We start from the raw sequence: 24,858 nt of genomic DNA, 5'->3' as shown, positions 1-24,858 counted from the left end.
CGCCGTGACCATCGTCCTGCGCGCGGCGCGGCTGTTCGACGGCGCCGCCGGCTCCCTGACCCCCGACCCGGTCGTGATCGTCGACGGCGGCCGGATCACCGCCGCCGGCACCGGCGTGCCCGTGCCCGCCGGGGCGGCCGTCGTCGACCTCGGCGACGCGACGATCCTGCCCGGGCTCGTCGACACCCACGTGCACCTGGCGCTCGACGCGTCCACCGACCCGGTCGGCGCCCTCGCGGGCCGCGACGCGGCGGCGGCGCTCGCCGCGATGACCGCCGCCGCCCGGCACGCCACCCGCGGCGGCGTGACCACGGTCCGCGACCTCGGCGACCGCGGCTACCTCGCCCTCGCGCTGCGCGACGCGGTGGCGGGCGACCCGACGCTGCCGACGATCGTCGCCGCCGGGCCGCCGATCACCACACCCGGCGGGCACTGCCACTTCCTCGGCGGTGCCATCGGCGGCAACTCTGGCGGCGGCGCCGCCGGGGTCCGGGCCGCGGTCCGCGAGCGCGCCGAACGCGGCGCCGACATCGTCAAGATCATGGCGAGCGGCGGCAACCTCACGCCGGGCACCCTGCCGGAGCGGTCCCAGTTCGGCGTCGCCGAGCTGCGGGCCGCGGTCGACGAGGCGCACCGGCTCGGGCTGCCCGTCACCGCGCACGCGCACGGCACCCAGGCGATCGCCGACGCCCTCGCGGCCGGGGTCGACGGGCTGGAGCACGTGTCGTTCATGACCGCGGACAGCGTCGACCCGGTCCCCGACGCGGTGCTCGCCGCCATCGTGGCGCGGCGGGTGGCGCTCGGCATCACGATCGGCGTCAGGCCGGTCCCGGGCTTCACCCCGCCGCCGGCGGTCCTGTCCCGCCTGCCGCTGCTGCATGCCGGGAATCGCCGCATGTACGAGGCGGGCGCCGTCATCACCGCCGGCACCGACGCGGGCATCGCACCGATCAAACCGCCGGACGTCGTGCGGTGGGCGGTCGCGCAGCTCGCCGGGATCGGCATGACGCCGGTCGACGCGCTCCGCGCGGTCACGTCGGTCGCCGCGGGGGTGTGCGGGCTCGGCGACCGGAAGGGCCGCGTCGCGCCCGGCTTCGACGCAGACCTCCTGGCCGTCGCCGGCGACCCGCTGCGCGACCCCGCGGCCCTGCACGACATCCGCGCCGTCTACGTCCGTGGCGTGCCGGTCAGCCACTGAAGGCGGGACCGCGGCGGTGTGCTCATTCAGCGAGGAGGCCGTGCTCGCGGGCGTAGAGGGCGGCCTGGGTACGGTCGCGCAGGCCGAGCCGGGTCAGCACCCGCGACACGTGGTTCTTCACCGTGCCCTCGCTGACGAACAGGGCCCGGGCGATCTCGCGGTTCGTCGCGCCCGTCGCGACCAGGCGCAGGATCTCCACCTCCCGGGCCGTGAGCGCGCCGCCCGCCGGGGCCGGCGGGTCCGGGGTCGCGGCGGCGAGCCGGGCGGCGACCCCGGCGGCGAGCGGTGCCACCCCGGCGTGCGTGAGGCGGACCGCGGCGGCCAGGTCGGCGGCGGCCAGGTCCTTGAGCAGGTAGCCGCCGGCACCGGCCCGGAGCGCCCGCGTCACGTACTCGTCGTCGTCGAACGTCGTGAGCATCACGACCCGGCAGCCCGGGAGCCGCTCGCACAGCTCCCGGGTGGCCTCGACACCGTCCATGACCGGCATACGGACGTCCATCAGCACCACGTCCGGCACGGCGTCGAGGGCCTTCGCGACCGCCTCGGCGCCGTCCGCGGCGGTGCCGACGACGTCGATCCCCGGCTGGATGCCCAGCAGCGACGCGATGCCGTCGCGGACCAGCTGCTGGTCGTCGACGACGAGGACCCGGACCGCCGTCATGCCGCCGGCACCGTCACGGTGAGGGTGACCCCGGGCCCGCCGCCGGCGCGCTTCGTGGCCGCGCCGCCGCCGCTGTACGTGGTGGCCACGCCGCCGTTGCCATGCTCGGTGGCCGTGGGGCTGCCCTCGCCGCTGCGGCCGGTGTCCGCGTCTCGGCTGGTGTGGCCGGTGGTGACGGCGACGCTGCCGCCGACCGCGGCCAGCCGCTCCCGCATGCCCCGCAGCCCGAAGCCCTCGGCCGCGCCGGCCGCGAAGCCGTGGCCGTCGTCGGCGACGACCAGCCGCGCCGTGCCGCCGCCGAACGTCGCCCGGACCGTGACCCGGCCGGCGCCCGCGTGCCGGCGGGCGTTCGTCACGCCTTCCTGCGCCGCGCGGAGCACCGCGATCCGCGCCGCCAGCGGCAGGTCCGGCTCGTCGCCGAGGACCGCCACGTCCACCCCTTCGCCGGCGAGGTCGGCCAGCGCGCCGGTCAGCGAGAACGGCGCCGTCAACGCCCGTACCGCGCCGCGCACCTCGTGCAGGGCGCGTGCCGCCGAGTCGCGCGCCGCCCGTACCGACTGATCGGCCGCCGCCGGGTCCCGGTCGCGGAACGCCGCCGCCTTCTCCAGCTGGATGCTGACCGCGGTCAGGTGGTGTCCGAGGCTGTCGTGCAGGTCCCGGGCGACCCGTCCGCGCTCCGCCGCCGCGGACAGCTCCGCGACCTCGTCGAGCGCCAGCCGCAGCCTCGCCCGCGAGTCGGACTCGCCGACCGCGGCCGCCGCCATCGCGACCGCCAGGCACATGCCGACGGCCAGCATCAGCACGTCCCTGACGCGTTCGCCGTCGGTGTGCCAGTGGGGGTCGGCGACGCTCAGCCACCCGACGGGCACCGCCACGCCCGCCGCCGCGAGCGTGACCGCGACCTTCCTTCCGTAGGCGAAGTATGCGGCGAACGGCACCAGCAGGAACAGCAGGTTGGACAGCCCGTCGCCGTCGAGCGTCGCGACCAGCACGAACAGCGCGGTCCTGGCGGTCAGGAACACCGCCGCCGGCGCCGCGACGCGGCGCTCGACCAGCTCCAGGCCGGCGAGCGCCCCGATCGCGGCGACGAGCGCGGCGGCCTGCGCGACGCCGCCGGCCCTGACCTGATGGTGCAGACCGGCGGCGAGGACCGCGCCGTACACGACGAACGGCAGCCACGGCGGGCGCATCATGCGATTCAGGCTACTGTCCGCCGGAGGCCGGCAGCACGGACAGTGCCAGCCATCCGATCGACGCCGCGGCCAGCACGTGCACCAGGCTCGTCGCCGGCGTGTCCGGCAGCGGTGCGAGGGCCGCGAGCAGCGTCAGCGACACGCCGTAACCCGCCGCGGGCAGCCTCGGGAAACCGCCGGAGCGCAGCATCGAGACGCTGAAGAGGATCGTGCCGACGACGAACACCACGGCACTGATCAGCAGCGCCGTGCCGAACGGTCCGTCCCGCAGCGTGTCCACAGTGGACTCGTCGAGGTGGAACAGGACCAGGTTGAGCGCGAACGCGACGCCGGTGAACAGCCCGAGCCCGAGCGCGTTCACCGCGTAGGCGGCCGCCCCGAACCTGCCGGCGGTGGCGCGATGGTGCAGGTAGAGGGCGGTGACCGCGGGCGCGGAGAGCGCGGTGCCGAGCCCGAGGACGAAGCTCGTCGCCGACGTCTCGCCGGTGAACGCCTCCACCGCGCCCGGCACGCCGATCGACAGCCCGAGCAGGACGCCGCTGGCGGCGCCGAACCGTTGCAACCACGTGAGATCCATGCCGAGGACCGTATTTTCGCGGGTGGCACGCGGGGGAGTGCCGGACGGCCAAGGTTCCGGCTGCCGTTCGTCATGTGCCGGGCCGCCGGGGCGCACGGAACGCGTGCACCCCGGCGGACGGTGGAGCGGTGCGGTCAGTGGCAGGAACCGGTGCCGCTGTCGCTGTAGGACTGGCCGGCGACGGGGACGAACTGCCAGTCGTACGTGTTGGCGTGGAGCGTGAACTTGAGGACGCCGTAGGCGGAGCTGTTACGGGCCTCGCTGTTGGGCTGGATGGTGCCGAAGGCGTAGTGGCTGGCGCCACCCATGCCGGCGACCCAGGTGCGCAGGCCGCGGGCGTTGTCCAGGGCGCCGTTCGGGTTCATCGGGGCGAAGCGCTCGTAGACGTGGTTGTGGCCCCACAGCACGACGTCGGCGTTGTAGTCGTACAGCGCCTGGTAGAGCGGGCGCGTCGAGGTCGACGGGGCGTGGTTGGAGCTGGACGTGAAGAGCGGGTGGTGCCAGTACGCCAGGGTGCACGGCTTGCCGCTGGCCGCGAGGTCCGAGCGCAGCCACTGCTCCTGCGCCGAGCCCGCGGACATGCTGATGTTCGAGTTCAGCGACACGATGTGCCAGTTGCCGAGGTCGAACGAGTAGTAGCCACGGCCGGACGGGCCGGCGACGGAGCCGAAGTAGCTGTAGTACGCCGAGGCGCCCGACGTGACGTAGTCGTGGTTGCCGGGGGAGGGCCGGGTGCGGGCCTTGAACCGGCCCCACGTCGGCTCGTAGTAGGAGTTGAACTCGCTCGCCGTGCCGCTGTCGTACACGTTGTCGCCCAGCGTGTAGACGGTGCCCGGGATGTTGTCGATCAGCGCCGCGGTGGCGCTGTCGCCCGAGCCGGAGTTGGCGATGTCGCCGGCGCCCACGAACACGGGGTCGCCCGAGGGCGGCGTGGTCGTGCCGGTGGTGATGACCAGCTGCGGGGCGTCGGCGCCGCTCTCGCGCGAGTCGTAGTAGGCGCCGTCGGAGTTCGTGGAGCTGCCGCCGATGCTGAACGTGCCGTTGCCGGTCACGAGCGCCTTGACGTCGACCTCGTACCAGCCGTCCTTGGTGACGGAGCCGATGGTGCCCAGCGTCGCGCCGTCGATCGCGGGCTGGTTGTTCCAGGTCGTGCCCGTCTCGGACCAGGTCGTGTTGCTCATGGCCTTGAACGTGCCGCCGGCGGGGCTGCCGTCGTTGCCGCTGATGGTGCGCAGGCGCAGCTTGGCGGCGGTGACCGTGCCGCTGACGCCCGACACCGTGAACCGCAGGAAGACGCGGCGCACCGGCGAGTTGTCCACGACGATCTGCGTCGCCGTGCCGTAGTTGGTGGACGCGGTGTCGCTCTGGACGTACGTGTCGGCGACGGGCGTGAACGTGGCCGTGGCGGCCGACGCGGGGGTCGCGGCGGCCACGACGACGGTGGCGGTGGCGGCGACCAGCGCCGCGACCGTCGCCATCGTCACCTGTGGGCGGGTGAGACGGATGCCCATCCAGAAACCCTTCTCTGGGCGTGTGCAGAAGCGCAAGGAACATAGGGACGCCGATGGGCCGCACCGGTACCGTAAGGTAAACATATAACGAAATACTTCGATGTAAAGTCCCGTTCATGTGCTGCACACCGGCCCGCCGTTTCCGGGGCGTTGCGGGAAGATCCGCCGCCGTCGGACGATGGCGCACCGTTGCCCGCAGGAGCCGCAGGAGAGGGAGACCACCGGGGTGTACCTGTCGACCGTGACCAGCCCGGTCACCGCGCCACCGGGCGGTGACCCGCGCCGCCGGCGGATCGCGCTCGTCAGCGGCAACGTCGTCGCCCTCGGCACGGTCAGCCTCATCACCGACGTGTCCGCCGAGATGGTCACCGCGGTCCTGCCCCTGTACCTCGTGCTGGGCCTGCACGTCAGCCCGCTCGCCTACGGCGTCGTGGACGGCGTCTACACCGGCGCGACCGCGGTCCTGCGCCTCGCCGGCGGGTTCGTCGCCGACCGGTTCCGCTCCCGCAAGCTGGTCGCCGGCTTCGGGTACACGCTGTCCGCCGTCGCCAAGCTCGGCCTGCTCCTCGCCGGCCGGTCGGTGCCGGCGATCGGCGCCGTCATCGCCGTCGACCGTCTCGGCAAGGGCGTGCGGACCGCGCCCCGCGACGCGCTGATCACCGAGTCGACGCCGCCGGAGGCGCTGGGGCGGGCGTTCGGCGTACACCGGACGATGGACAGCATCGGGGCGTTCCTCGGCCCGCTCGTCGCGCTCGCCGTCCTGGCCGCCGCCGGCGAGTCCTACGACGCGGTCTTCGTGACCAGCTTCTGCATCGCGGCGCTCGCGGTCGTCGTGCTGGCCCTGTTCGTCCGCGAACGACCGGCGGCAGCGCTCGAACGCGCGGCAGCGCTCGAACGCGCGGCAGCGCTCGAACGCGCGGCAGCGCTCGAACCCGCGTCGGCGCCCGAGTCCGCGGCAGCGCTCGAACCCGCGTCGGCGCCCGAGTCCGCGGCAGCGCTCGAACCCGCGGTGGCGCCCGAGTCCGCGGCGGACAAGGTGTCGCTGAAGGCCGCGTTCGGGTTGCTGCGCGACGCGCCCGTCAGGCGGCTCGCGGCGGCCTCCTGCCTGCTCGGGCTCGCCACGATCGGCGACGGTTTCGTGTACCTGATGCTGCAACGCCGCGAGGAGCTCAGCCTCGTGTGGTTTCCGATGCTGGCGGTCGGCACGAGCCTGGCGTACCTGCTGCTCGCCGCGCCGCTGGGCATCCTCGCCGACCGGATCGGCCGGCTGCCGGTGGTCCTCGGCGGCTACACGGCGCTGGGCCTGGCCTACCTGCTGCTCTTCGGCCCGGTCGGCGGGTGGCCGCTGCTCGTGTTGACCCTGGCGCTGCACGGGCTGTTCTACGCCGCCACCGACGGGGTCCTCATCGCCCTCGCCGGGCCGGTGCTGCCGGCGCGGCTGCGCACCACCGGCATCGCGGTCGTCCAGACGGGACAGGCGCTCGCATACCTGGTGTCGTCCGTCCTCTTCGGACTCGCGTGGCAGGCGTGGGGCCCGCAGACCGCCAGCCGGGCCGCGGCCGCCGGTGTGGCGGTGGTCGTGGTCGCGACACTGCTGCTGCTGAGGAAACGGGGACCGGTGCGATGACACGGCTGTCGAACAAGGCGCGGATCGGCGTGCTCGCCGCCGCCGTCGTCGTGCTCGCGGGCGTCGCGGCGGGCTACACGGCACTCGCCGCCGACCGCGCCGAGCCCGCGGCCGCGACCGGGCCCGGGCGGGACGCCGCCGTCACGCTCACACCGGGGGCGCGCCTGCTCACGATCACCGACCGGCACCTCGCGACCGTGGCCGCCGCGGACCCCACCGGTCCGCGGACCGTGTCCACAGTGGAGTGCCTGCGGGTGTACGCGGCCGCCGGCACGGGCGTGTGCCTGCGACCGCAGACCGCGTGGGCCTACGAGGTGGTCGTCCTCGACGCCGACCTGCACCCCCGGCAGACCGTGGCCGTGCCCGGCCTGCCCAACCGCGCCAGGGTCTCGCCGTCGGGCCGGTTCGTGGCGTGGACCGTCTTCGTCGGCGGCGACTCCTACACCAGCAGCGGGTTCTCCACCCGCACCGGAATCCTCGACACCAGGACGGGCACGACCATCAGCTCGCTCGAGGAGCTCACCGTCATCCACGAGGGCAAGCCCTACCGCAACGTCGACGTGAACTTCTGGGGCGTCACGTTCGCCGCCGACGACAACCGGTTCTACGCGACGATGTCGACGGCCGGCCGCCGGTACCTCGTCCGTGGGGACCTCGCCGCCCGCACCGTCGAAACCCTGCGCGACAACGTCGAGTGCCCCTCGCTGTCGCCGGACGGCACCCGGATCGCGTTCAAGCAGGCGATCGACGCCGACCCGCAGCGCGGCTGGCGGCTGTCGGTGCTCGACCTCGCCACCATGCGGGTGACGCAGACCGCGGAGCAGACGAGCGTCGACGACCAGGCGGCCTGGCTGGACGGGTCCACCCTCGGGTACACGCTGCGCCAGGACGACGGCCGCCCCGACGTCTGGTCGGTGCCCGCCGACGGCACGGGCGCGCCCCGCCTGCTGATCCCGGGCGCGGAGTCGCCGGCGCCGCTGGCGGTCTGAATCCTGTCACCGTGTGGGTGACCGGGTGCGGCGCCGCCCCGCCGGGCGCCTCACTGTGTGCCGGGTCCGCACGGCCGACTCCACCCCGGTCGGCCAGTACGACTGCCACGGCGGCGCCGACCAGAAGTGGTGGTGGTCCTGACCCTGCCGGTACGGTCGCGGCGTGAGAACGCGCAGCGCCGTGGCAGCGCTGGTGGCCGGGGTGTTGATCGGGGGCGCCCCGGCGCCGGCACAGGCTGAGACCGTCCGCGAGCAGCAGTGGTGGCTCGGCGCGCTCGGCATGGCGAAGGCCCAACAGGTCAGCAAGGGCGAGGGCGTCGTCGTCGCGGTGATCGACACCGGCGTCGACGGCGCCCAGCCGGACCTGTCCGGCGCGCTGCTGCCCGGCGCCGGCACCAACGGCGTGGCGAGCGAGAAGGGCTGGGACGACCCCGACGGCCACGGCACCCAGATGGCGACGGTCCTGGCGGGCCGCGGCGGCGACGGGGCGAACCATGTGCTCGGCATCGCCCCGAAGGCCAAGGTCCTGCCGATCGCGATCCCGATCGGCAACAGGGCGGCCGGCGCGCCCGCGGGCACGCTCGCCGAGCCGATCCGCTACGCCGCCGACCACGGCGCGAAGATCATCAACATGTCGTTCACGCTCACCGACGACGAGCTGAAGCAGCCGGAGCTGGACGCCATCGCGTACGCCCGCGCCAAGGGAGCCGTCCTCGTCGCCGCCGGCGGCAACCGCCCCCAGGGCGACGACCACGTGCCGCTCCCGGCCCGCTACCCAGGCGTCATCACCGTCGCCGGCACGACCCGCGCCGGCGGGCTGTGGGACGGCTCGATCGCCGACCCGACCGTCGACATCGCCGCGCCGGCGCAGGACATCATCGGCGCCGCCCCGAAGTCCCGCTACCCCTCCGGGTTCGCGATCGGCTCGGGCACGAGCGGCGCCGCCGCGATCGTCTCCGGCCTCCTCGCGCTGATCTGGTCCAGGCACCCCAAGCTGGACGCGGCCAACGTCGTCAACCGCCTCTTCGCCACCGCCCGCGACAAGGGTGCCCCGGGCCGCGACGACAGCTTCGGCCACGGGCTGATCGACCCGTACGCGGCCCTGACCGCCAACGTCCCACCGGTCACCGCCGACCCGCTCGGCCCGCTCGGCCCGACCGCTTCGCCGTCCCCGCCGCCCACCACCCACGCGCCGCCGCCGCGGGCTTCCGGCGACGGCCCGGGCACTCCCGCGATCCGCGCCGCGGTCGTCGGCGGCGGATCGCTCCTGCTGGCGCTGCTGCTCGTCTTCGGCGTCGCCCGCCCGCTGCTGCGCGGCCCACGCCGGCGCCGCTGACCCACCTTCGCGGCGCCGGGGCCGTCGCCGCGGGCGCCGTCGCCGTCGCCGTCGCCGAGGCGGAGTGGGCGGCCCACGTGGGCCCGCCGGATGGCACAGCTCCGTGCGATCCTCGCCGGCCTGCGGGGGATCACCGATCCGTACGCGTGACGCCGCCCGCGTCAGCCGGTCGTGGTGGTCTTCGTCGTCGTGGCGGTCGGGGCGCCGTCGTCGCAGGTGACGGACATCCGGATCGTGACGTTGCCGCGCTTGAAGGCGACCTCCGCCGTGCCCGCCGGGCCGCCGTTGAAGGTCGTGACCTTGTAGCCGTCCGCCGGGTCGGGGGACGTCAGCCGCACGCGCCCGGCGCCGTCGCAGGTGCCGGTGACCGTGCCACCGGCGGAGGTGAGGGTCTCCGAGCGCGGCGGGTCCGAGGCCGGGGGCGGGGGTGGCGGCTCGGTCGTGGGCGCCGGGTCGGTGATGTCGGCACCGCCGGAGGAGCCCGCCGGGGCGGGCCCGCCCGTCGCGCCGCCGCCATGGGTGCCGCCGCCCGGGGTGCCGGCGCCGCCGCGTGGAACGCCGGTGCCGCCGGACCTGGGGGCGCCCGTGGCCGCGAGGCCCGTCGCGGCCGCCACTGCGGGCCGGGACCTGCCCGGCGGCGGCGTGTCTTCGTCGGACCGGCCCGAGGCGATCGGCGGGGAGCCCAGCGCCACCCAGGCCACGACCGCGGCGACCGACACGATGCCCACGCCCGCCGCCGCCGTCACCCGGGCGCGCGACCGCCGGGCCGGGGTGGGCGGGATGACCAGTGCCGACGGTTCGCCGTCCGCCGAAGGCCCGGCCGCCGTCCCCAGGGCCGTCAGGGCCAGCAGCGCCGGGGTGGACGGGACGACCTGCAGCCCGGCGGCCGCGGCGAGCGCCGCCGCGACCTCCGGCGCGTCGGGGCGCTCCGCCGGGTCCTTGCGCAGGCAGCGGTGGCACAGGTCGGCGATCTCCGGCGGGACCCCCGGCGTCTCCGGCAGCGGCGCGGGCGGGAGGTACACGTGCGCGGTGAGCACCTGCGTCGTGCTGTCCGCGGCCCAGGGCAGGTGCCCGGCGAGCAGCTTGTAGAGGATCACGCCGAGCGCGTAGACGTCGGAGGCCGGCTCGATCGCGTCGTCGGTGAGCCGCTCCGGCGCCAGGTACGACGGTGTGCCCAGCACCTGGCCGGACAGGTCGCCGTCGCCGCCGGGGCTGACGGAGGCCGCGATGCCGAAGTCGACGACCTTCGCGCCGCCCGGGGTCACGATCACGTTGGCGGGCTTGATGTCACGGTGCACGAGCGACGCGGCGTGCGCGGCGGTCAGCGCGGCGGCGATCTCGGCGCAGATGCGGAAGGCGACGCTCGGCTCGACCGGCCCGGCGGCGATCCGCTGCGCGAGGGTCGGGCCCGGGACCAGCTCCATCACGACGTACGGGACGAGCTCGCCGTCGTCGGACGCCTCACCGTAGTCGTGGACCTGGGCGATGTTGGGGTGCGACAGGTTCGCCGCGGCCCTGGCCTCGGCGCGTATCCGCCGCAGCGAGTCGGGCTTCGTGAGGTGTGCCCCGTTGAGCATCTTGACCGCGACCGCCCGCCCCAGCACCTCGTCGGTCGCCGCCCACACCACTGCCATCCCGCCGCTGCCGAGCTGCTCCTCCAGACGGTAGCGACCGCCCAGCACCCGCCCCTGCACCTCGAGCCGTCCCTCCGATCCGGTAGCCGTCCTCCGGCGGGCGTCTGGCCGTCTCCACGCATCGACGCTCACCGTGCAGGGCGTATCCTGCCGTGAGCACCCCTCGCGACGCCAGCCACCCCTTGGCCAGTTCGGTCCGGCGCCTGGTCAGGAGGCTTCGAACCGCAGGTCGGTCGACGAGCAGCGACACCTCATCGGCCGGTGGTGCCCGTGGCGGCGCGGACCGCGCCCGGCGACACGCCGAAGGTCCGGCTGAAGGCCCGGGAGAAGGCGGCCTCCGACGCGTAGCCGAAGCGGTGCGCCACCTGCGAGAGTGGCTCCGGCGACTGCTGCAGGTGGGTGTGGGCGAGCTGCATCCGCCACTGGGTCACGTACTGCATGACGGGCTCGCCGAGCAGCGCCGTGAACCGGGCGGAGAACGCCGAACGGGACATCGCCGCCTCGCGGGCCAGGGACTCCACGCTCCACGGCGCCTCCGGGGCCCGGTGCATCGCGGCCAGCGCCCGGCCGAGGTGCTCGTCGCGCAGCGCCGCGAGCCAGCCCTGGTGCGCCTCGGGCGCGGTGTCGAGCCAGCCGCGGATCGCCTGCACCACCAGGACGTCGGCGAGGCGGGTCAGCACCGTCTCGCCGCCGGGCCGCAGCGCGGTCGCCTCGGCGGCGATGAGCTGCAGGGTGCTGTGCAGCCAGCCGCCGTCGTCGTCCCACCCGTCGACGTGCAGCACCAGCGGCAGCTGCGCGACCAGCCGCCGGGCCGGGACGTGGTCGCAGCGCAGCACGCAGTAGGTGACCCGGGTCAGCGCGCCGCCGCCGCCGTGGCGCAGCAGCTCATACCGCTCGCTGACCCGCTCGACCGGGATGTCGAACAGCGGCGTGGCGCGGGACCCGCTGTGTCCGCCGTGTCCACTGTGGACGCGGTGCGGGGTGCCGTGCGGGATCAGGGTCAGCCCGCGCGGCCGCAGCGTCCGCGGCGGCTCGCCGTCGACCTCGAGGACGGCCTCGCCGGCGGTGACGACGAGCAGCGCCATGAGCCCGTCCAGCGCGGGCACGGCGATGTCCCACGGCGCGGTCAGCTCCGAGCGGCAGTACAGCGTGCCGGTGAGCCGCAAGAGGTGCAGCGCCTCACCGAGCGGGTCCGCGGCCGGCGGGAGGATCGTCGTCGTCACCTCGTCATCGTCCATGATGCTGGACGATCTGCAAAGACTTCCGGTGTTCCTGTGATTCAGGATCTCGCCGGTACCGGCGAAGCTTGACCACATGAGCAACCTTGTCATCGGCTCGACCGGCAAGACCGGCCGCCGGATCCTCCGCCGCCTCACCGACCTGGGGCACCCCGTGCGTGGCGCCTCCCGCCGCAGCGACCCGCCGTTCGACTGGGAACGGCGGGAGACCTGGCCGGCCGTCCTGGACGGCGTCGACGCCGCGTACGTCTCCTACTACTCCGACCTCGCCGCCCCCGAGGCGCCCGCCGCGGTGGAGGCGTTCACGAAGGCGGCCGCGGCGGCCGGCGTCCGGCGGCTCGTGCTGCTGTCCGGCCGCGGCGAGCACCACGCCGAGAGCTGCGAGGACATCGTCCGGGAGTCCGGGCTCGACTACACGCTCGTGCGGGCCTCGTGGTTCGCGCAGAACTTCGGCGAGGGCGAGCTGCGGCAGGGGGTCATGGACGGCGCCGTCGTCCTGGCCGCCGGCGACGTCGCCGAGCCGTTCGTGGACGTGGAGGACATCGCCGACGTGGCGGTCGCGGCGCTGCTCGACGAGCGGCACGACGGCCGCGTGTACGAGGTCACCGGCCCGCGGCTGCTCACCTTCGCCGAGGCGGCCGCGGAGATCGCGCTGGCAGCGGGCCGGCCGGTCACGTACGTGCCGGTCAGCGTCGAGGAGCTGCGGGCGGCGCTCGCCGGGCACCCGCAGGGCGACCTGTTCGCCGACCTGTGCGGCGAGGTGTTCGACGGGCGCAACGCCAGCCTCGGCACCGGCGTCCAGGACGCCCTCGGCCGGCCGCCGCGGGACTTCGCCGACTACTGCCGCGCCGCCGCGGCGGCTGGGGCCTGGCGGTGATCCGGCGGATCCTGCTGCTCGTCTCGGGGGTCGTGGCCGTCGCGGTCGGGGGCGCCAGCCTGTTCGCACCCGTGGCCTTCCGCCGCCAGTACGGCATCAGCATCGGCACCGACCCCAACCTCCTCAGCGAGACCAGGTCGGCCGGTGGGGCGGTGCTCGCCGTCGGGGTGCTGCTGCTGGCCGGCGCGTTCGTGGCGCGGCTGGCGTTCCCGGCGGCGGTCGCCGGGGCCGTGTTCTACCTGGCGTACGCGGTGTCGCGCGGGATGTCGGCGGCGCTGGACGGGGCACCGGCGAGCGGCCTCGTCGTCGGCGGGATCGTCGAGCTGGCCCTCGGGGTGGCGTGCTGGTTCGCCGCCACCCGCCCGGCGCCGGACGCTCACCTGGGCGCGGGCCACTCCAGGCTGGGGTAGCCGGGCGTCGACCACTCCGGGGCGGGGTGGCCGGGCGCTCACCTGGACGCGGGCCACTCCAGGTCGGGGTCGACGGGCGCCGCGTAGTCGACGCCGGGGACGTCGAAGCCGTACAGGCCGCGGAACTGGGCGCGGAACCAGTCGACGTCGGCGACCTCGGCGATCGTCGCCGGGGTGATCGCGTGCCAGCGCTCCGCGACCGCGGCCTGCACCGCGGGGTCCAGCTCCCACCGGTCCAGCCGCAGCCGGCCCTGCTCGTCCAGGTCGAGCGGGGCCGCACCGGTCAGCTGGTCCCACAGCTGCACCGACTGCTCGACCGGCGACTGGAGGGCGTCGCCGAGCACGGCGCGCAGGACGCTGACGTACAGGGCGATGCCCGGGATGGCGGTCGACGCCTGCGTGACGGCCGCGCCGTTGACCGACGTCAGCGCCCGGCCGCCGTGCCCGGCGAGTCGCTCGTCGAGCTCCTTTGCGGTCCGCTCCAGGTGCAGCTTCGCCGCGCCGATCGTGCCGTCGCGGTAGATCGCCGAGGTGAGGCCGGATCCGATGTACGACAGGGCCACCGTGCGGAACCCGTCGCGCAGCATCCCCCGGTCCTGCAGCGCGGTGACCCAGCGGGACCAGTCCTCGCCGCCCATCACCTGCACCGTGTCGGCCGCCTCCTGCTCGCCGGCGGGGGCGGCGGTCACGTCCCGCAGAGCCGCCGTGCCGTCGGCGTCGAACTCGAGCGTCCGCGTCGTGTGCGCCTCGCCGAGCGGCTTGATGACCGACTGGAACGTGGTGCCGGTCCGCGGGTCCGTCCGTCGCGGCGCGGCGACGCTGTACACCAGGACATCCACCTGACCGAACCGCTTCTGCAGCAGGTCGAGGACCTCGTCCTTGGTGGTGTCGGCGAACGCGTCGGCGTTGACGAAGGTGAAGTCGCTGCCGACCTCCGCGGCGACCGCGTCGGTGGCGATCGTGCGATACCAGCCGGCGGTCGCGGTGCGCCGGCCCGGCGGGCGCTCGAACGCGACGCCGACGCCCTGCACGCCGTGCCGGACCAGGCCCGCCAGGGTGGCGGCGAGGCCGTAGCCCGCGCTGGAGCCGATGATGAGCGCGGTGAGCTTCGACGGCTGCCGCTGCGGCGCCGGGATCTGCGCGACCATGTCGGTGACGCTGCGGAAGCAGCCGGCGGGGTGCGCGTCGAGCAGCAGGAACCCTCGCCCGGTGGGACTGACGACACGTGCGGCCACGACTGCTCCCTCGATCATCCGGCGGTGCGTTCACATCCTGTCATGCCGTTGTCTTTCAGTGCGCTTTGGCGAGCACACGATCGATAGCCCCGCCTTGCGGTGGGACAGTCCCGGTCTTAACGGCGGATGCCGTGCCGGGTTGACGCTTCGCAGCCACCTGCCCGCGTGCGTGGGTCTTCTGGTCGGCTCCACGTCCAGCCACCGAGCCACTCCCGGCGGTGTCGAACTGAGCCGCTAGAGCGGCCAGATTCAGCGCGGCGTTATGGTCGCGGTCGACGACCAGACCGCACGCCTGGCAGACGAATTCACGCTCGTGCAGGGCGAGTTTGGTTTTCACCGCGCCGCAGCCCGAGCAGGTTTTCGAGGATGGATACCAGCGGTCGGCGACCAGCAGCCGGCCGCCGTTCCAGGTGGTCTTGTATGCCAGCTGGCGACGGATTTCGGCGAAGCCGGCGTCGGTGATGTGCCGGGCCAGGCGCCGGTTGGCCAGCATGCCGGTGACGTTGAGGTCTTCGACCACGACGGTGCCGTGCTCACGGGCGAGGCCGGTGGTGAGCTTGTGCAGCCCGTCGCGGCGCAGGTTCGCCACACGTGCGTGCACACGGCCGAGCCGGGTCGCTGCCCGCTGCCATCGTCTCGAGGCGTGCTGGCCGGTGCGCCGGTCCGGGCCGGTCTTGCGCGACAGCGCCCGGCCGAGCGCCCGCATCCGCTGCTGTGCAGCGACAAGGTGGCGCGGATTGTCGACCAGCTCACCGGTGGACAGCACCGCGAGGTGCTTGATGCCGACGTCCACGCCGACCACCGACTTCGGCCGCACCGGTTGCCGTTCGGCGCGCTGAACTTCGACGGTGAACGACGCATGCCAGCATCTACCGTCACGCCGCACGGTCGCCGACATGATCCGCGCGGTCTCGGCCTCGATGCGCCGAGCGAGCTTACGGGCGGACTCGTGCAGCTTCAACCGGCCCAGGCGAGGCAGAACAACGTGCATGCGGTCGGGCTCGATCCGGATCGCGCCGGTGGTGAACCGCACTGACGGTGTGGTGCGGCGGCGCGACTTGAACTTCGGAAACCCGACCCGCCGCCCGGCCCGTTTGCCGGTGCGGGAGTCGGCCCAGTTCTTCAACGCTCCGGCGAGGGCGTCCAGGCCGGTGTTGAACGCTTCCTTGGACACCTCGGGCCACCACGGCGCGACGTCGGGCTTGGCGGCGTTCCACGCCTTGCGCAGCCCGGCCAGGGTCCACGGCAGCGATGGCGTCAGCAGTTCGTCCGGCATGCCGTAGGTGCGTTCCGCGGCGCGCTGGTCCATCATCGCCTTCACCCGGGCCAGTGCCCAGTTGTGTGCGACACGAGCTGCCCCGGCGTGGGCGAGGACGGCGCGTTCCTGAGCCGGGGTGAGATCGAGCGCGAACCGGTACGCCTGGATCGTCTTCATGCCGGGTCCCTGGTCGCAGCCTCGACCGCGCGGCGGGCACGGTTCGCGGCGGCGCGGCGGCCGTACAGCCTGGCGCACAGCGACGTCAGGATCTCGGTGACGTCGCGGACCAAGTCGTCATCGACCTCGGCCGGGTCGACCACCAGCAGGCGGCGGCCCTGCGCGGACAGGGCGGCTTCGACGTATTCCGCGCCGAACCGGGCGAACCGGTCCCGGTGCTCGACCACGATCGTCGACACCTGCGGGTCGTACAGCAGTGCGAGGAACTTCTTGCGGTGCCCATTCAGCGCGGAACCGACCTCGGTTACCACGCGGTCAACGGCGAGGTGCTGCCCGGTGGCCCAGGTAGTGACCCGCGCGACCTGCCGGTCCAGATCGGACTTCTGGTCGGCCGACGACACCCGGGCGTACACCACGGTCTGCCCGGACGTTGAAGCCGAGCCGGTCAGCGGTTCACCAATCATGATCAGGCGCCCAAGCCGGTATGCGGGAACGGGTAGCGTCCCGGTCTCGTAACGCCGGCGCGCGGTCGCGTACGAGATGCCGGTGGCCGCTGCCCATTCCTTGAGGTTCACAATGCAAATTATAGCTAACTAGTGAGCACTATTGACCATTTACTCGTCGGCAGTTGGCAACCCCCGGCGGTGTCCAGTTTCCGGCAGCGCCACTGTGATCGACGCCCGTCACTGCCTACCTTGGCCGCCATGGACCTCATCGCCGGCGCCGACGTCAGCGCGGACAACATCCTCGACTACTCGGTGACGCCGGCGTGCCAGGCGTACGTCATCGGCGAGCACGTGGTGCGGATCCCCCGCTGCCAGGTGCTCGCGGTGGCGAGCCTGTCCAACCACCAGCCGCCCGCGTACCCGTTCCCACAGGTGCCCTCGGCGCCGTGGACCTACACGGCGGGCGCGCACGCCTACGTCGGGGTCCGCGACGGCGCCACGGGCGTCTGGGACCACACGCTGCGCGCCCGGGTGGAGTCCGGCGACTGCCGCGCCGTGAGCTTCCGCGTGTACGTGGAGCAGGGCTGGGCCGCGGTGAACGGCCTGGTCTTCCGGACCGGTGGCGTGATCCCCGTCTACGACCGGGTCAGGCTGGAGTCGCACCGGATCGTCTTCGACGCCATCACCGGCCTCATCGTCTTCAGTGTGACGACGTCGCGGGCCGGCGAGGCGGGCGACGACGACACCGACCCCGACGAGTACGCCCTCACCGCCGCCCGTGCCGTCGCTCCTGAGGGCATGCACCTGCGGGTCCGCGCGCTGGACCAGCCGCTGCCGCCCGGCCGCAGCTTCCGGGTGGACCTCGACTCGGGTGCCGTCATCGAGGTCCGCGACCGGACTCAGCCGTAGTGCATGCCGTCGGCCTCGACGACGGTCTTCTTCGCCGGAGCGACCGATATCGACCGCTGTTGACACGGTGGTGGGGTGGTCCTACGTTGAACATATGTTCAGAACTTCTGTTCAGGACGATCGGTTCGACGTCGCGGTGGTCGGGGCGGGGCTGGCGGGCCTGGCCACGGCGCTGCGGCTGCAGGCGGCCGGCCGCACGACGGTGGTGCTCGAGGCGCACGGCCACGCGGGCGGCTGCGCCGGCTACTACCGCCGTCGCGGCTTCTCCTTCGACGTCGGCGCCACCACGCTCGTCGACTTCGAGCCCGGCGGCGTGGGCGCCGAGCTGTTCGACGCCGTCGGCATGCCGCCGCTGCCCGGTGAGGCGCTGCCCGGGTATGTGGCGTGGCTGCCCGATCGCACCGTCGTGCTGCACCGCGACGCCGGCGCCTGGCACCGGGAGCGACTGCGGGCGCTCGGCGACACCGACCGGCACCGCCGGTTCTGGGCGCTGCTCGACCGGCTCGCCGACGCGTTCTGGCTGGCCAGCCGCGCGGGCGCGAGGATGCCCGTGCGAGGCCCGGCCGACCTGGTGCACAACGCGCGGGCGATGCGCCTCACCGACCTGCACCTGGCCCGGCACGTCACCGGCACGCTCGGCGGGGCGCTGCGGCGGCACGGGCTGCGCGACGACGCCGCCCTGGTCGGGCTGCTGTCGATGCTCGTCGAGGACACCGTGCACAGCACCGTCGACGACGCCCCGCTGGTCAACGCGGCGCTCGGCATCACCATCCGCGGCGCCGGGCTGACCCGCGCGACCGGCGGCATGCGCGGCTTCTGGCGGGCCGCCGTGGCGCACTACCGGTCGCTCGGCGGCGACCTGCGCTGCGGCTGGCGGGTCACCGGCGTGACCGGCGCCGCCCCGCACTTCACCGTCGACGGGCCGCGCGGCACCGTCCGGGCGGCGCAGGTCGTCAGTGCGGTGCCGGTCGCCACGACCGCGTCGCTCGCCCCCGCCGCCCGGCCCGCCCTGGAGCGCTTCCTGCGCCGCGACGCCGGCGACCTCGGCGGCGCGGCCATGGTGTGCCTCGGCGTGCCCGAGGAGGAGGTGGCCGGGCAGGAGTTCACCCACCACCAGCTGCTGCGCTCCTACGCCGAGCCGCTCGGCGACGGCAACAACATGTTCGTCTCCGTGTCGGCGGCAGGCGACCACGACAGCGCCCCGCCGGGCCACCGCGCCGTGATGCTGTCCACCCACACCGGCCTCGCCGGCTGGGAGGACCTGGACGACGCCGGGCACGCCCGCCGCCGCGCCGCCCTCGGCGACCGGCTCGTGGCCGAGGCCCGGCGGGTCTTCCCGCGGCTCGGCGAGCGGGCCGTGGTGCGGGAGGTGGGCACGCCGCGGACCTATGCGCGGTTCACGTCCCGCCCCCTCGGCGCCGTCGGCGGCGTCCGGCAGCGCCCCTCCAACGCCAACCAGCACGCCGTCCCGCACCGCTCGGCCGTGCCCGGCCTCTGGCTCGTCGGCGACTCCACCTGGCCCGGCCTCGGCACCGTCGCCTGTGTCCTGGGCAGCCGCATCGTCGCCGAAGGCGTGCTCTCTGGCCCCGGCGCGGAGCGCGGCGTGCCCGTCACGGACAGCCTGGTGCGGGCATGAAACCGGCGCTGGACGACCTCGGCACGGACCTGCTCGCCACCCGGCCGGGGCAGCGGCGGCTGGCCCTCACCCGACCGGCGCTCGGCGTCGCCGTCTACGTGGTGGTCGCGGCCCTCGGATGGTGGTGGGTGACCCCCGTCGTCATGTTCGGGATCTTCGTCGCGGTCGTCACCGTCACCCACGACGTGGTGCACCGGTCGATCGGGCTCGGGCCGCGGGCGACCGAGTGGGCGCTGTTCCTGTGCGGCCTCGTCCTGGTGGAGAGCGGGCACGCCTACCGGGCGACCCACCTGCAGCACCACCGGGCGTTCCCCGCGCCGGAGGACGACCCGGACCGCGATCCGGAGGGCTATCCGGCGCACATCAGCCTGCTCGGCGCCGCCTGCTACGGGCCGGTGTTCCTGGTGCGGTTGTGGCGGTGGGCGTACCGTCGCAGCCGCCGGGACCGCGGGTGGCTGGTCGCGGAGGCCGCCGCGCCGGTCCTCGTCATCGCCGGCGGGGTCGCCCTGCTGCCGGTCACGCCGATGCTGCTCTGGTATGCGGTGATGGCGGTCGTCGGCAGCTGGGTCTATCCGGTGCTGACGGTGTACCTGCCGCATCACGACTTCGGGGACACGCCCCTGACGCAGACGCGGACCCTGCGCGGGCGGGTGATCCCGGCCGTGTTCCTGGAGCTGACCTACCACCTGGAGCACCACCTGTACCCGCAGGTGCCCAGCCACCGGCTCGCGGAGCTGGGGCGGCGGCTCGACCCGTTCCTCGCCGCGTCCGGAGTCCGGCCGCACCGGGTGATCTGACATCGCCTACCGTTGCCGGTGATGCCGCGCCGAACCGAGACCCGCGAGCGCATCCTGCGCGCCGCCGTCGACACCCTCGCCACCCAGGGCTTCTCGACCAGCACCGCGAGGGCCATCGCGGCCACCGGCGGCTTCGCGCCCGGCGTCATCTACTACCACTTCGAGGACCTCGAGGACCTGCTGCTCGCGGCCATGCGGCACAGCAGCGACAGCCGGATGGAGCGCTACACCGCCCGCACGAGCGGCGTCCGCGGTGCCCGGGAGCTCCTGCCGGCGCTGCGGGAGCTGTACGAGGAGGACGTCGCCACCGGTCACATCGCCGCCGTGCAGGAGCTGGTCGCCGGGGCGGTCGGCGCCACCCGCCTCGCCGAAGGGGTCCGCGCCGAGATCCGGCGCTGGGAGGACTTCACCGAGGCACTGATCGGCCGCCTGCTCGGCGACAGCCCCCTCGCCGCCCTCATCCCCGGCCGCGAGGCCGCCATGGCGGCGATGGCCTTCTACCTGGGCCTGGAGATGCTGACCCACCTCGACGGCGACCGCAGCCGCAGCGACACCCTGTTCGCCGCGGCCGCCGGCCTCGCCGACATGCTCGACGCCCTGACCGGCCTCACCGGGGGCGACGAGCAGGGCTGACCCTCCCACAGCCGCGCTGCGCCGCAGGCCCGGGGACCGTCGACCGCCACCCCACGCGTGCGGGCTACGGCAGCGGTGACGGCACGACGATCGAGCCGATGGAGGCGTCGCCGAGGCCGCAGTACAGGCGGACGGTGCCGCCGTCGAGGACCTCCATCGAGCCGGGGAAGACGACGTCGGCGAGGTCGGCGCGCTTCGGCGGCGCGGGCGGGAAATCGGCGCGCATCGCGATGACCGCCGGCGCGGTCGTGGTGCAGGCGGCGGGGTCGATGGTCCACCAGGCGCCGGCGTACTCCTGCGGGCCGCCCTCCTCGCCGACGGCGACGTGACCGAGGACGCCGATGCGGTCGCCGAGGTCGTACAGCTCGTTGACGCCGAGCTTGGTGTCCTCGGCGACCTGGTCGTGGAAGATGTGCGCCTTGGCGATGAGCTCCGCGGACAGTTGCGTGTAGTCGTCGGTGAGGATGAGGCTCACCCGGCCGCGCCCGGCGGTGCCGCCCTGCGGCCGGCCGCACACGGCGAGGCCGTCGCGGCGCTGCAGCAGCCGGATGTCCTTCATGCCCGGCACCTCGACGAACGGCCGGGCCGGGTCGAGCCGCTCGACGTCCGGTGCGGCGTAGAAGCGGGTGACGACGCCCGGCGGGTCGGTGCCGAAGTCCAGCGAGACCACGCCGAGGACCAGCACCGGCGAGCCGTCAGGACCCAGGACCCAGGCGGCGAACGGGTCCTCCGCCGCCGTGAACACCGGCATGCCGGGCGCCTCCCGCCAGCCGTCACCGGTGCGCTCGTAGAAGCGGACCTCGGGATCCCACGACGACCCGTCACGCCAGTAGCTGCCGGGCGACTCGACCCGCACCGCGAGCAGCGCCCGGCCGGCCTGCCGGATCAGGCAGGGGTTGTACGCGAGGCGGTCGCCGACGCCCGGGATCGGCTCGGCGACCCCGGTCGGGCGGCCGGGGCGGCGCAGGTGGGCGGCGACGAGGTCGCGGTACCCGGCGGGAGACAGCGTCACACAAGCACCGTAACGCCGTCACCGGGTGCGGAAGGCGGGAAACCGGGGTGAACGTCGGAAGCGGCGGCACCCGCCGCGCCGGGGCGGCCACGGTGCGTGCCCGGCACTAAGCTTTGGTGATGGCACACGACGGCGCGCGGCGTGCGACCTCGCCGGCCACGGCGGACGGTGCTGCCGGCACCGTGCCCTCCGTCGTGCGGGCGCTGCTGGCGGCGGTGCCGGTCGGGTGCTCGTGGCTGCTGCCGCTGACCGGCGAGGACGGCGAGGTCGCCGACTTCCTCGTCGCCGCGGTGGGCGGCCAGGCCGGGGACATCTACGGCCGTGGTCTCGAGCGGGTGGGGGAGCGGGTCAGTGACCTGTACCCGAGCATGGTCGGCGGACCGTTGTGGGACCTGTACCTGCGGGTGCTCGCCGACGGGGTGCCCGCGGAGCTGCCCGCCTTCCGGTATGCCGAGCGGCAGGCCGGGATCGTGGCCGACTCGCTGTTCGAGGTGAGCGTCCATCCGGTCCTCGGCGGGCTGCTGGTGTGGTGGCAGCGCACCGACGAGGCCCGCCGCCGGCTGGAGCGCACCGAGCAGCTCGGCAGCCTCGGCTGGGCCGAGCACGACCTGATCACCGGGTGCAGCGACTGGTCGCCGGGGATGTTCCGGATCTTCGGGCGGGATCCGGCGCTGGGGCCGATGACACGGTCGGAGCAGGCCGCGGCGCTGCTGCCCGACGACCGCGGGGTGAGCGAGACCGCCTGGCAGACCCTGGACAGCGGCGCCGCGTCCGACGTGACCGTCCGGTTCCGGACCGCGGACACGGTGAAGTACCTGCGGATCCTGTCCGACGTCGCCCGCGACGCCGACGGCAGCCCGCTGAAGGTCTACGCCGTCGTGCAGGACGTCACCGCCCGCGAGGACGCCCGCACCGCGATGGATCGGCTCCGCGACCAGCTGCGCACCCGGGAGATGACGGCGCTCGCCGAGCACCGGCTCGCCGCGCAGCTGCAGAACCTGATCCAGCCGGTGCCGCCGGAGCCGTTCCCCCTGGCCGGGCTGTGGGCCGTGGTCAGCTACCTGCCCGCGGAGAGCGCCGTGCAGGTCGGCGGCGACTGGTACCACGCGCAGAGCCTGCCGGACGGGCGCGTGGTGCTCGCGGTCGGCGACGTCGCCGGGCACGGGCTGGACGCCGCCAACGGCATGGCGCACCTGCGGTTCTCGCTGGTGGCGTGGCTGTCCATCGGCATCCGTGACCCCGGCACGCTGCTCGCCCACATGAACCAGCTGTCCCTGCAGCTCGGCATCACCGGCACGGCGGCGATCGGGCTGTACGACCCCGCCACCCGCACCCTGGCGTGGGCGCGGGCCGGGCACATGCCGCCGCTGCTGGCCCGGGCCGGGGTGACCACGGAGCTGGACCGGCCCGCGGGCCTGCTGCTCGGCGCCGCCGGCGACTCCGCCTATCCGGTCGTCACGGCGGCACTGCGCGACGACGACCTCGTGCTCTTCTACACCGACGGCCTGATCGAGCGCCGGTCCACCGACAGCGACGTGATGCTCGACCGCGTCAAGCAGACCCTGTCCGCCGTCTCCGCCGAGGCGGGGCCCGAGCAGCTGACCCGGCTCCGCGGCCTGCTGCACTACGCCGGCCCCGATGACGACACGTGCACCCTGGCGGTGTGCGTACAACCCTGACGGTGCCCGCTACAGGCCCGCTACAGGCCCGCTACAGGTGCAGGCGGAGGCGGACCGTGGTGCCGTCGGGGCCGCTGACCGTGTCGACCTGGTCGCAGATCCGCTCGACGATCGCCAGCCCCCGGCCGCGGACCGCGTCCACCCCCGGCATCGGCCGCGGGAACGCTCGCGGCGGACCCTGATCCACGACGTCGCAGACGACCTGCCCGTCGTCGGCCCAGAGGCTGACCCGGCCGCCGCCGGTCGTGTGCTGCAGCGTGTTGGTCGCCAGCTCGTTGACGGCGAGCATCAGCAGCTCCGTGCGGGTCGGCGACATGCCCGACGCGAGGGCCTGGGTCCGCACGAACGCCCGCACCGCCCCGAGGTCGCCGGGCACGCTGTAGTCGACCGACGGGGCGCTCATGCCGCCATATCCGTCTCCGTGGGCGGGGCCAGCAGGTCGCCGACGCCGGTCATGTCCAGGACGTGGGCGACCACGCCGGCGGCGTTGACCACCTCCAACCTGCGGCCCTGCCGCTGGGCGGCGTGATGGCCGGCGACCAGCGCGTGTATGCCGCTGGAGTCGATGAACCGCAGGGCGGCCAGGTCGACGACGACCACCGGCGCGAGGTCGACGGCCGCCAGCAGCGCCGACGTGAGCTCCTCGCGGCAGGCCAGATCGCACTCGCCGGCCAGGGCCACGACGGCCCGGCCGTCCACCTCGGACGTCTTCACCTCGAACTGTGCCATCGACCTCAGCACCCCTCGCCACCGACCCGGCACCCATCATGGCACCTGAGACCGGGCGGCAGGGCATCAGCCGACCGCCCGACCCGCCGAGAGGACGCGGGGGCGCGGCGACGTGACCGGGCCTGCTTCACTCGTATCCGTGGAACACGTGCTGGACCCCGACGACCGGACGCTGCACGGCTACTTCTCGCGGGACCGCCCGCCGGCGCTGACCGTGCGGCCCGGCGACACCGTGACCTTCCGGACCCTGGACTGCTGGTGGTCCGCCGGCCGCTACGCCGGCGAGCCGGTGCCGGACCGGCCGCGGGTGCCGCAGTACCGCGACGGGTACGGGCACGCGCTCACCGGGCCGGTCGAGATCGAAGGCGCCACGCCCGGGCAGACCCTCGAGGTCCGCATCGACGAGGTGGTGCCGGCGGCGTGGGGCACCACCGTCGCCGGCGGCTGGCCGAGCGGCCCGAACCGCCGGTACCACCTGGAACACGACGGCGTCGTGCACGCCTGGGACCTCGACCCCGTCGCGATGACCGGCCGCAACCAGCACGGCCACACCGTGCCGCTGCGCCCGTTCATGGGCGTGATGGGCATGCCGCCGGCCGAGCCGGGGGAGCACTCGACGATCCCGCCGCGGGCGCACGGCGGCAACATCGACTGCAAGGAACTCGTCGCCGGCACCACGCTGCTGCTGCCGGTCCCGGTCGACGGCGCCCTGTTCTCCGTCGGCGACGGGCACGCCGCGCAGGGCGACGGCGAGGTCAGCGGCACCGCGATCGAGTGCCCGATGGACCGGGTGACGCTCACGTTCGGGCTGCGCGACGACTTCCCCGTGTCCGGCCCCGTCGCCCGTACCGGCGACGCATGGCTGACGATGGGCCTCGGCGACACCCTGGACGACGCCGCCTACGCCGCGCTGGACGCGATGTTCGCGCTGCTGGAGCGGCTGCACGGGGTGCGGCGCGCCGACGCCGTCGCGCTCGCCAGCGTCGCGGTCGACCTGCGGGTGACGCAGATCGTCAACCAGGTCGTCGGCGCGCACGCCGTCCTGCGCGACGGGGCGCTCACCACCGGTGGGTGAGACGCGGCCTGTGCACCCCGG

At 74.4% G+C, this 24,858-nt stretch carries 25 protein-coding genes; 13 read left to right on the top strand and 12 right to left on the bottom strand.

From position 1 onward, the window contains the following. Nucleotides 1-4 precede the first annotated feature (4 nt). Nucleotides 5-1,198, top strand: coding sequence for an amidohydrolase family protein (locus tag ACQEVZ_RS09145; protein WP_433363957.1), 1,194 nt, complete (start codon nt 5-7; stop codon nt 1,196-1,198). Nucleotides 1,199-1,220: 22 nt separating this feature from the next. Here ACQEVZ_RS09145 and ACQEVZ_RS09140 read toward each other — a convergent pair whose 3' ends face one another. From ACQEVZ_RS09140 to ACQEVZ_RS09125, 4 genes are all read right to left on the bottom strand, one after another. Beyond that, nucleotides 1,221-1,859, bottom strand: coding sequence for a response regulator transcription factor (locus tag ACQEVZ_RS09140; protein ID WP_433363954.1), 639 nt, complete (start codon nt 1,857-1,859; stop codon nt 1,221-1,223). Continuing rightward, a complete protein-coding gene (locus ACQEVZ_RS09135; protein WP_433363951.1) occupies nt 1,856-3,052 on the bottom strand; it encodes a sensor histidine kinase in 1,197 nt (398 codons plus the stop codon). The genes ACQEVZ_RS09140 and ACQEVZ_RS09135 overlap by 4 nt, the downstream gene beginning before the upstream one ends. Before the next feature lie 10 nt (nt 3,053-3,062). Continuing rightward, the gene (locus ACQEVZ_RS09130; RefSeq protein WP_433363948.1) at nt 3,063-3,629 is read right to left on the bottom strand and encodes a hypothetical protein; all 567 of its coding nucleotides are present in this window, start codon (nt 3,627-3,629) and stop codon (nt 3,063-3,065) included. Nucleotides 3,630-3,763: 134 nt separating this feature from the next. Beyond that, nucleotides 3,764-5,140, bottom strand: a complete 1,377-nt coding sequence (locus ACQEVZ_RS09125) for a CBM96 family carbohydrate-binding protein (RefSeq protein ID WP_433363945.1) — start codon at nt 5,138-5,140, stop codon at nt 3,764-3,766. 226 nt (nt 5,141-5,366) lie between these two features. On the opposite strand from ACQEVZ_RS09125, the gene ACQEVZ_RS09120 reads away from it, so the two are divergent. The 4 genes from ACQEVZ_RS09120 to ACQEVZ_RS09105 are packed head-to-tail and all read left to right on the top strand — an operon-like array spanning nt 5,367 to nt 9,092. After that, a complete protein-coding gene (locus tag ACQEVZ_RS09120; RefSeq protein WP_433376692.1) occupies nt 5,367-6,767 on the top strand; it encodes an MFS transporter in 1,401 nt (466 codons plus the stop codon). After that, nucleotides 6,764-7,756: a hypothetical protein gene (locus ACQEVZ_RS09115; RefSeq protein ID WP_433363942.1), complete on the top strand. Its 993-nt coding sequence runs from the start codon at nt 6,764-6,766 to the stop codon at nt 7,754-7,756. The genes ACQEVZ_RS09120 and ACQEVZ_RS09115 overlap by 4 nt, the downstream gene beginning before the upstream one ends. Nucleotides 7,757-7,769: 13 nt before the next feature. Beyond that, complete coding sequence (locus ACQEVZ_RS09110; RefSeq protein ID WP_433363939.1) at nt 7,770-7,898, top strand: RICIN domain-containing protein; 129 nt, start codon at nt 7,770-7,772, stop codon at nt 7,896-7,898. Between the two features lie 21 nt (nt 7,899-7,919). Next, nucleotides 7,920-9,092, top strand: coding sequence for a S8 family serine peptidase (locus tag ACQEVZ_RS09105; protein ID WP_433363936.1), 1,173 nt, complete (start codon nt 7,920-7,922; stop codon nt 9,090-9,092). Nucleotides 9,093-9,253: 161 nt separating this feature from the next. Here ACQEVZ_RS09105 and ACQEVZ_RS09100 read toward each other — a convergent pair whose 3' ends face one another. Together ACQEVZ_RS09100 and ACQEVZ_RS09095 are read right to left on the bottom strand one after the other, a co-directional pair. Next, nucleotides 9,254-10,774: a serine/threonine-protein kinase gene (locus ACQEVZ_RS09100; RefSeq protein ID WP_433363933.1), complete on the bottom strand. Its 1,521-nt coding sequence runs from the start codon at nt 10,772-10,774 to the stop codon at nt 9,254-9,256. 203 nt (nt 10,775-10,977) lie between these two features. Then, the gene (locus tag ACQEVZ_RS09095; RefSeq protein ID WP_433363930.1) at nt 10,978-11,964 is read right to left on the bottom strand and encodes an AraC family transcriptional regulator; all 987 of its coding nucleotides are present in this window, start codon (nt 11,962-11,964) and stop codon (nt 10,978-10,980) included. Between the two features lie 76 nt (nt 11,965-12,040). Between ACQEVZ_RS09095 and ACQEVZ_RS09090 the strand changes: the two genes are divergently transcribed. After that, nucleotides 12,041-12,841, top strand: coding sequence for an NAD(P)H-binding protein (locus ACQEVZ_RS09090; protein ID WP_433363927.1), 801 nt, complete (start codon nt 12,041-12,043; stop codon nt 12,839-12,841). Beyond that, nucleotides 12,838-13,251 (top strand): DUF4345 domain-containing protein, encoded by a 414-nt coding sequence (locus tag ACQEVZ_RS09085; protein ID WP_433363924.1) that lies wholly within the window; start codon nt 12,838-12,840, stop codon nt 13,249-13,251. The genes ACQEVZ_RS09090 and ACQEVZ_RS09085 overlap by 4 nt, the downstream gene beginning before the upstream one ends. Before the next feature lie 38 nt (nt 13,252-13,289). On the opposite strand, the gene fabV is transcribed toward ACQEVZ_RS09085, so the two are convergent. The 3 genes from fabV to ACQEVZ_RS09070 are packed head-to-tail and all read right to left on the bottom strand — an operon-like array spanning nt 13,290 to nt 16,496. Then, a complete protein-coding gene (gene fabV, locus ACQEVZ_RS09080; RefSeq protein ID WP_433363921.1) occupies nt 13,290-14,486 on the bottom strand; it encodes an enoyl-[acyl-carrier-protein] reductase FabV in 1,197 nt (398 codons plus the stop codon). A gap of 55 nt (nt 14,487-14,541) precedes the next feature. Beyond that, nucleotides 14,542-15,921 (bottom strand): IS607 family element RNA-guided endonuclease TnpB, encoded by a 1,380-nt coding sequence (gene tnpB / locus ACQEVZ_RS09075; RefSeq protein WP_433363918.1) that lies wholly within the window; start codon nt 15,919-15,921, stop codon nt 14,542-14,544. Beyond that, a complete protein-coding gene (locus ACQEVZ_RS09070) occupies nt 15,918-16,496 on the bottom strand; it encodes an IS607 family transposase (protein ID WP_433363915.1) in 579 nt (192 codons plus the stop codon). The genes tnpB and ACQEVZ_RS09070 overlap by 4 nt, the downstream gene beginning before the upstream one ends. 129 nt (nt 16,497-16,625) lie before the next feature. Here ACQEVZ_RS09070 and ACQEVZ_RS09065 point away from each other — a divergent pair, with 129 nt between their 5' ends. The 4 genes from ACQEVZ_RS09065 (at nt 16,626) to ACQEVZ_RS09050 (ending at nt 20,342) form a co-directional block, all read left to right on the top strand. Further along, nucleotides 16,626-17,276 (top strand): hypothetical protein, encoded by a 651-nt coding sequence (locus ACQEVZ_RS09065; RefSeq protein WP_433363912.1) that lies wholly within the window; start codon nt 16,626-16,628, stop codon nt 17,274-17,276. 94 nt (nt 17,277-17,370) lie between these two features. Next, entirely contained in the window at nt 17,371-18,912 is a 1,542-nt protein-coding gene (locus ACQEVZ_RS09060; protein WP_433363909.1) for a phytoene desaturase family protein, read from the top strand. Next, nucleotides 18,909-19,709 (top strand): fatty acid desaturase family protein, encoded by an 801-nt coding sequence (locus tag ACQEVZ_RS09055; protein WP_344514409.1) that lies wholly within the window; start codon nt 18,909-18,911, stop codon nt 19,707-19,709. The genes ACQEVZ_RS09060 and ACQEVZ_RS09055 overlap by 4 nt, the downstream gene beginning before the upstream one ends. Nucleotides 19,710-19,730: 21 nt before the next feature. Then, on the top strand, nt 19,731-20,342 hold the full coding sequence (locus ACQEVZ_RS09050; protein WP_360560073.1) for a TetR/AcrR family transcriptional regulator: 612 nt from the start codon (nt 19,731-19,733) through the stop codon (nt 20,340-20,342). 64 nt (nt 20,343-20,406) lie between these two features. Here the strand turns inward: ACQEVZ_RS09050 and ACQEVZ_RS09045 are convergent, their stop codons facing one another. Then, nucleotides 20,407-21,354, bottom strand: a complete 948-nt coding sequence (locus ACQEVZ_RS09045) for a DUF1861 family protein (RefSeq protein ID WP_433363905.1) — start codon at nt 21,352-21,354, stop codon at nt 20,407-20,409. A gap of 119 nt (nt 21,355-21,473) precedes the next feature. Between ACQEVZ_RS09045 and ACQEVZ_RS09040 the strand changes: the two genes are divergently transcribed. Continuing rightward, nucleotides 21,474-23,033, top strand: coding sequence for a PP2C family protein-serine/threonine phosphatase (locus tag ACQEVZ_RS09040; RefSeq protein ID WP_433363902.1), 1,560 nt, complete (start codon nt 21,474-21,476; stop codon nt 23,031-23,033). A gap of 31 nt (nt 23,034-23,064) precedes the next feature. On the opposite strand, the gene ACQEVZ_RS09035 is transcribed toward ACQEVZ_RS09040, so the two are convergent. Beyond that, complete coding sequence (locus tag ACQEVZ_RS09035; RefSeq protein ID WP_433363899.1) at nt 23,065-23,436, bottom strand: ATP-binding protein; 372 nt, start codon at nt 23,434-23,436, stop codon at nt 23,065-23,067. Further along, nucleotides 23,433-23,762 carry an STAS domain-containing protein gene (locus tag ACQEVZ_RS09030; RefSeq protein WP_433363896.1) on the bottom strand — a complete coding sequence of 110 codons (330 nt, stop codon included), beginning with the start codon at nt 23,760-23,762 and terminating at the stop codon, nt 23,433-23,435. Before ACQEVZ_RS09030 ends, ACQEVZ_RS09035 begins: the two co-directional genes overlap by 4 nt. Before the next feature lie 139 nt (nt 23,763-23,901). Here ACQEVZ_RS09030 and ACQEVZ_RS09025 point away from each other — a divergent pair, with 139 nt between their 5' ends. Next, entirely contained in the window at nt 23,902-24,837 is a 936-nt protein-coding gene (locus tag ACQEVZ_RS09025; protein ID WP_344514398.1) for an acetamidase/formamidase family protein, read from the top strand. The last annotated feature ends 21 nt before the right edge of the window (nt 24,838-24,858 follow it).

Origin of the sequence: Dactylosporangium sp. CA-152071, assembly GCF_050936335.1 — a bacterium.
Lineage (GTDB): Bacteria > Actinomycetota > Actinomycetes > Mycobacteriales > Micromonosporaceae > Dactylosporangium > Dactylosporangium maewongense.
This window is presented reverse-complemented; position numbering and strand designations above follow the sequence as displayed.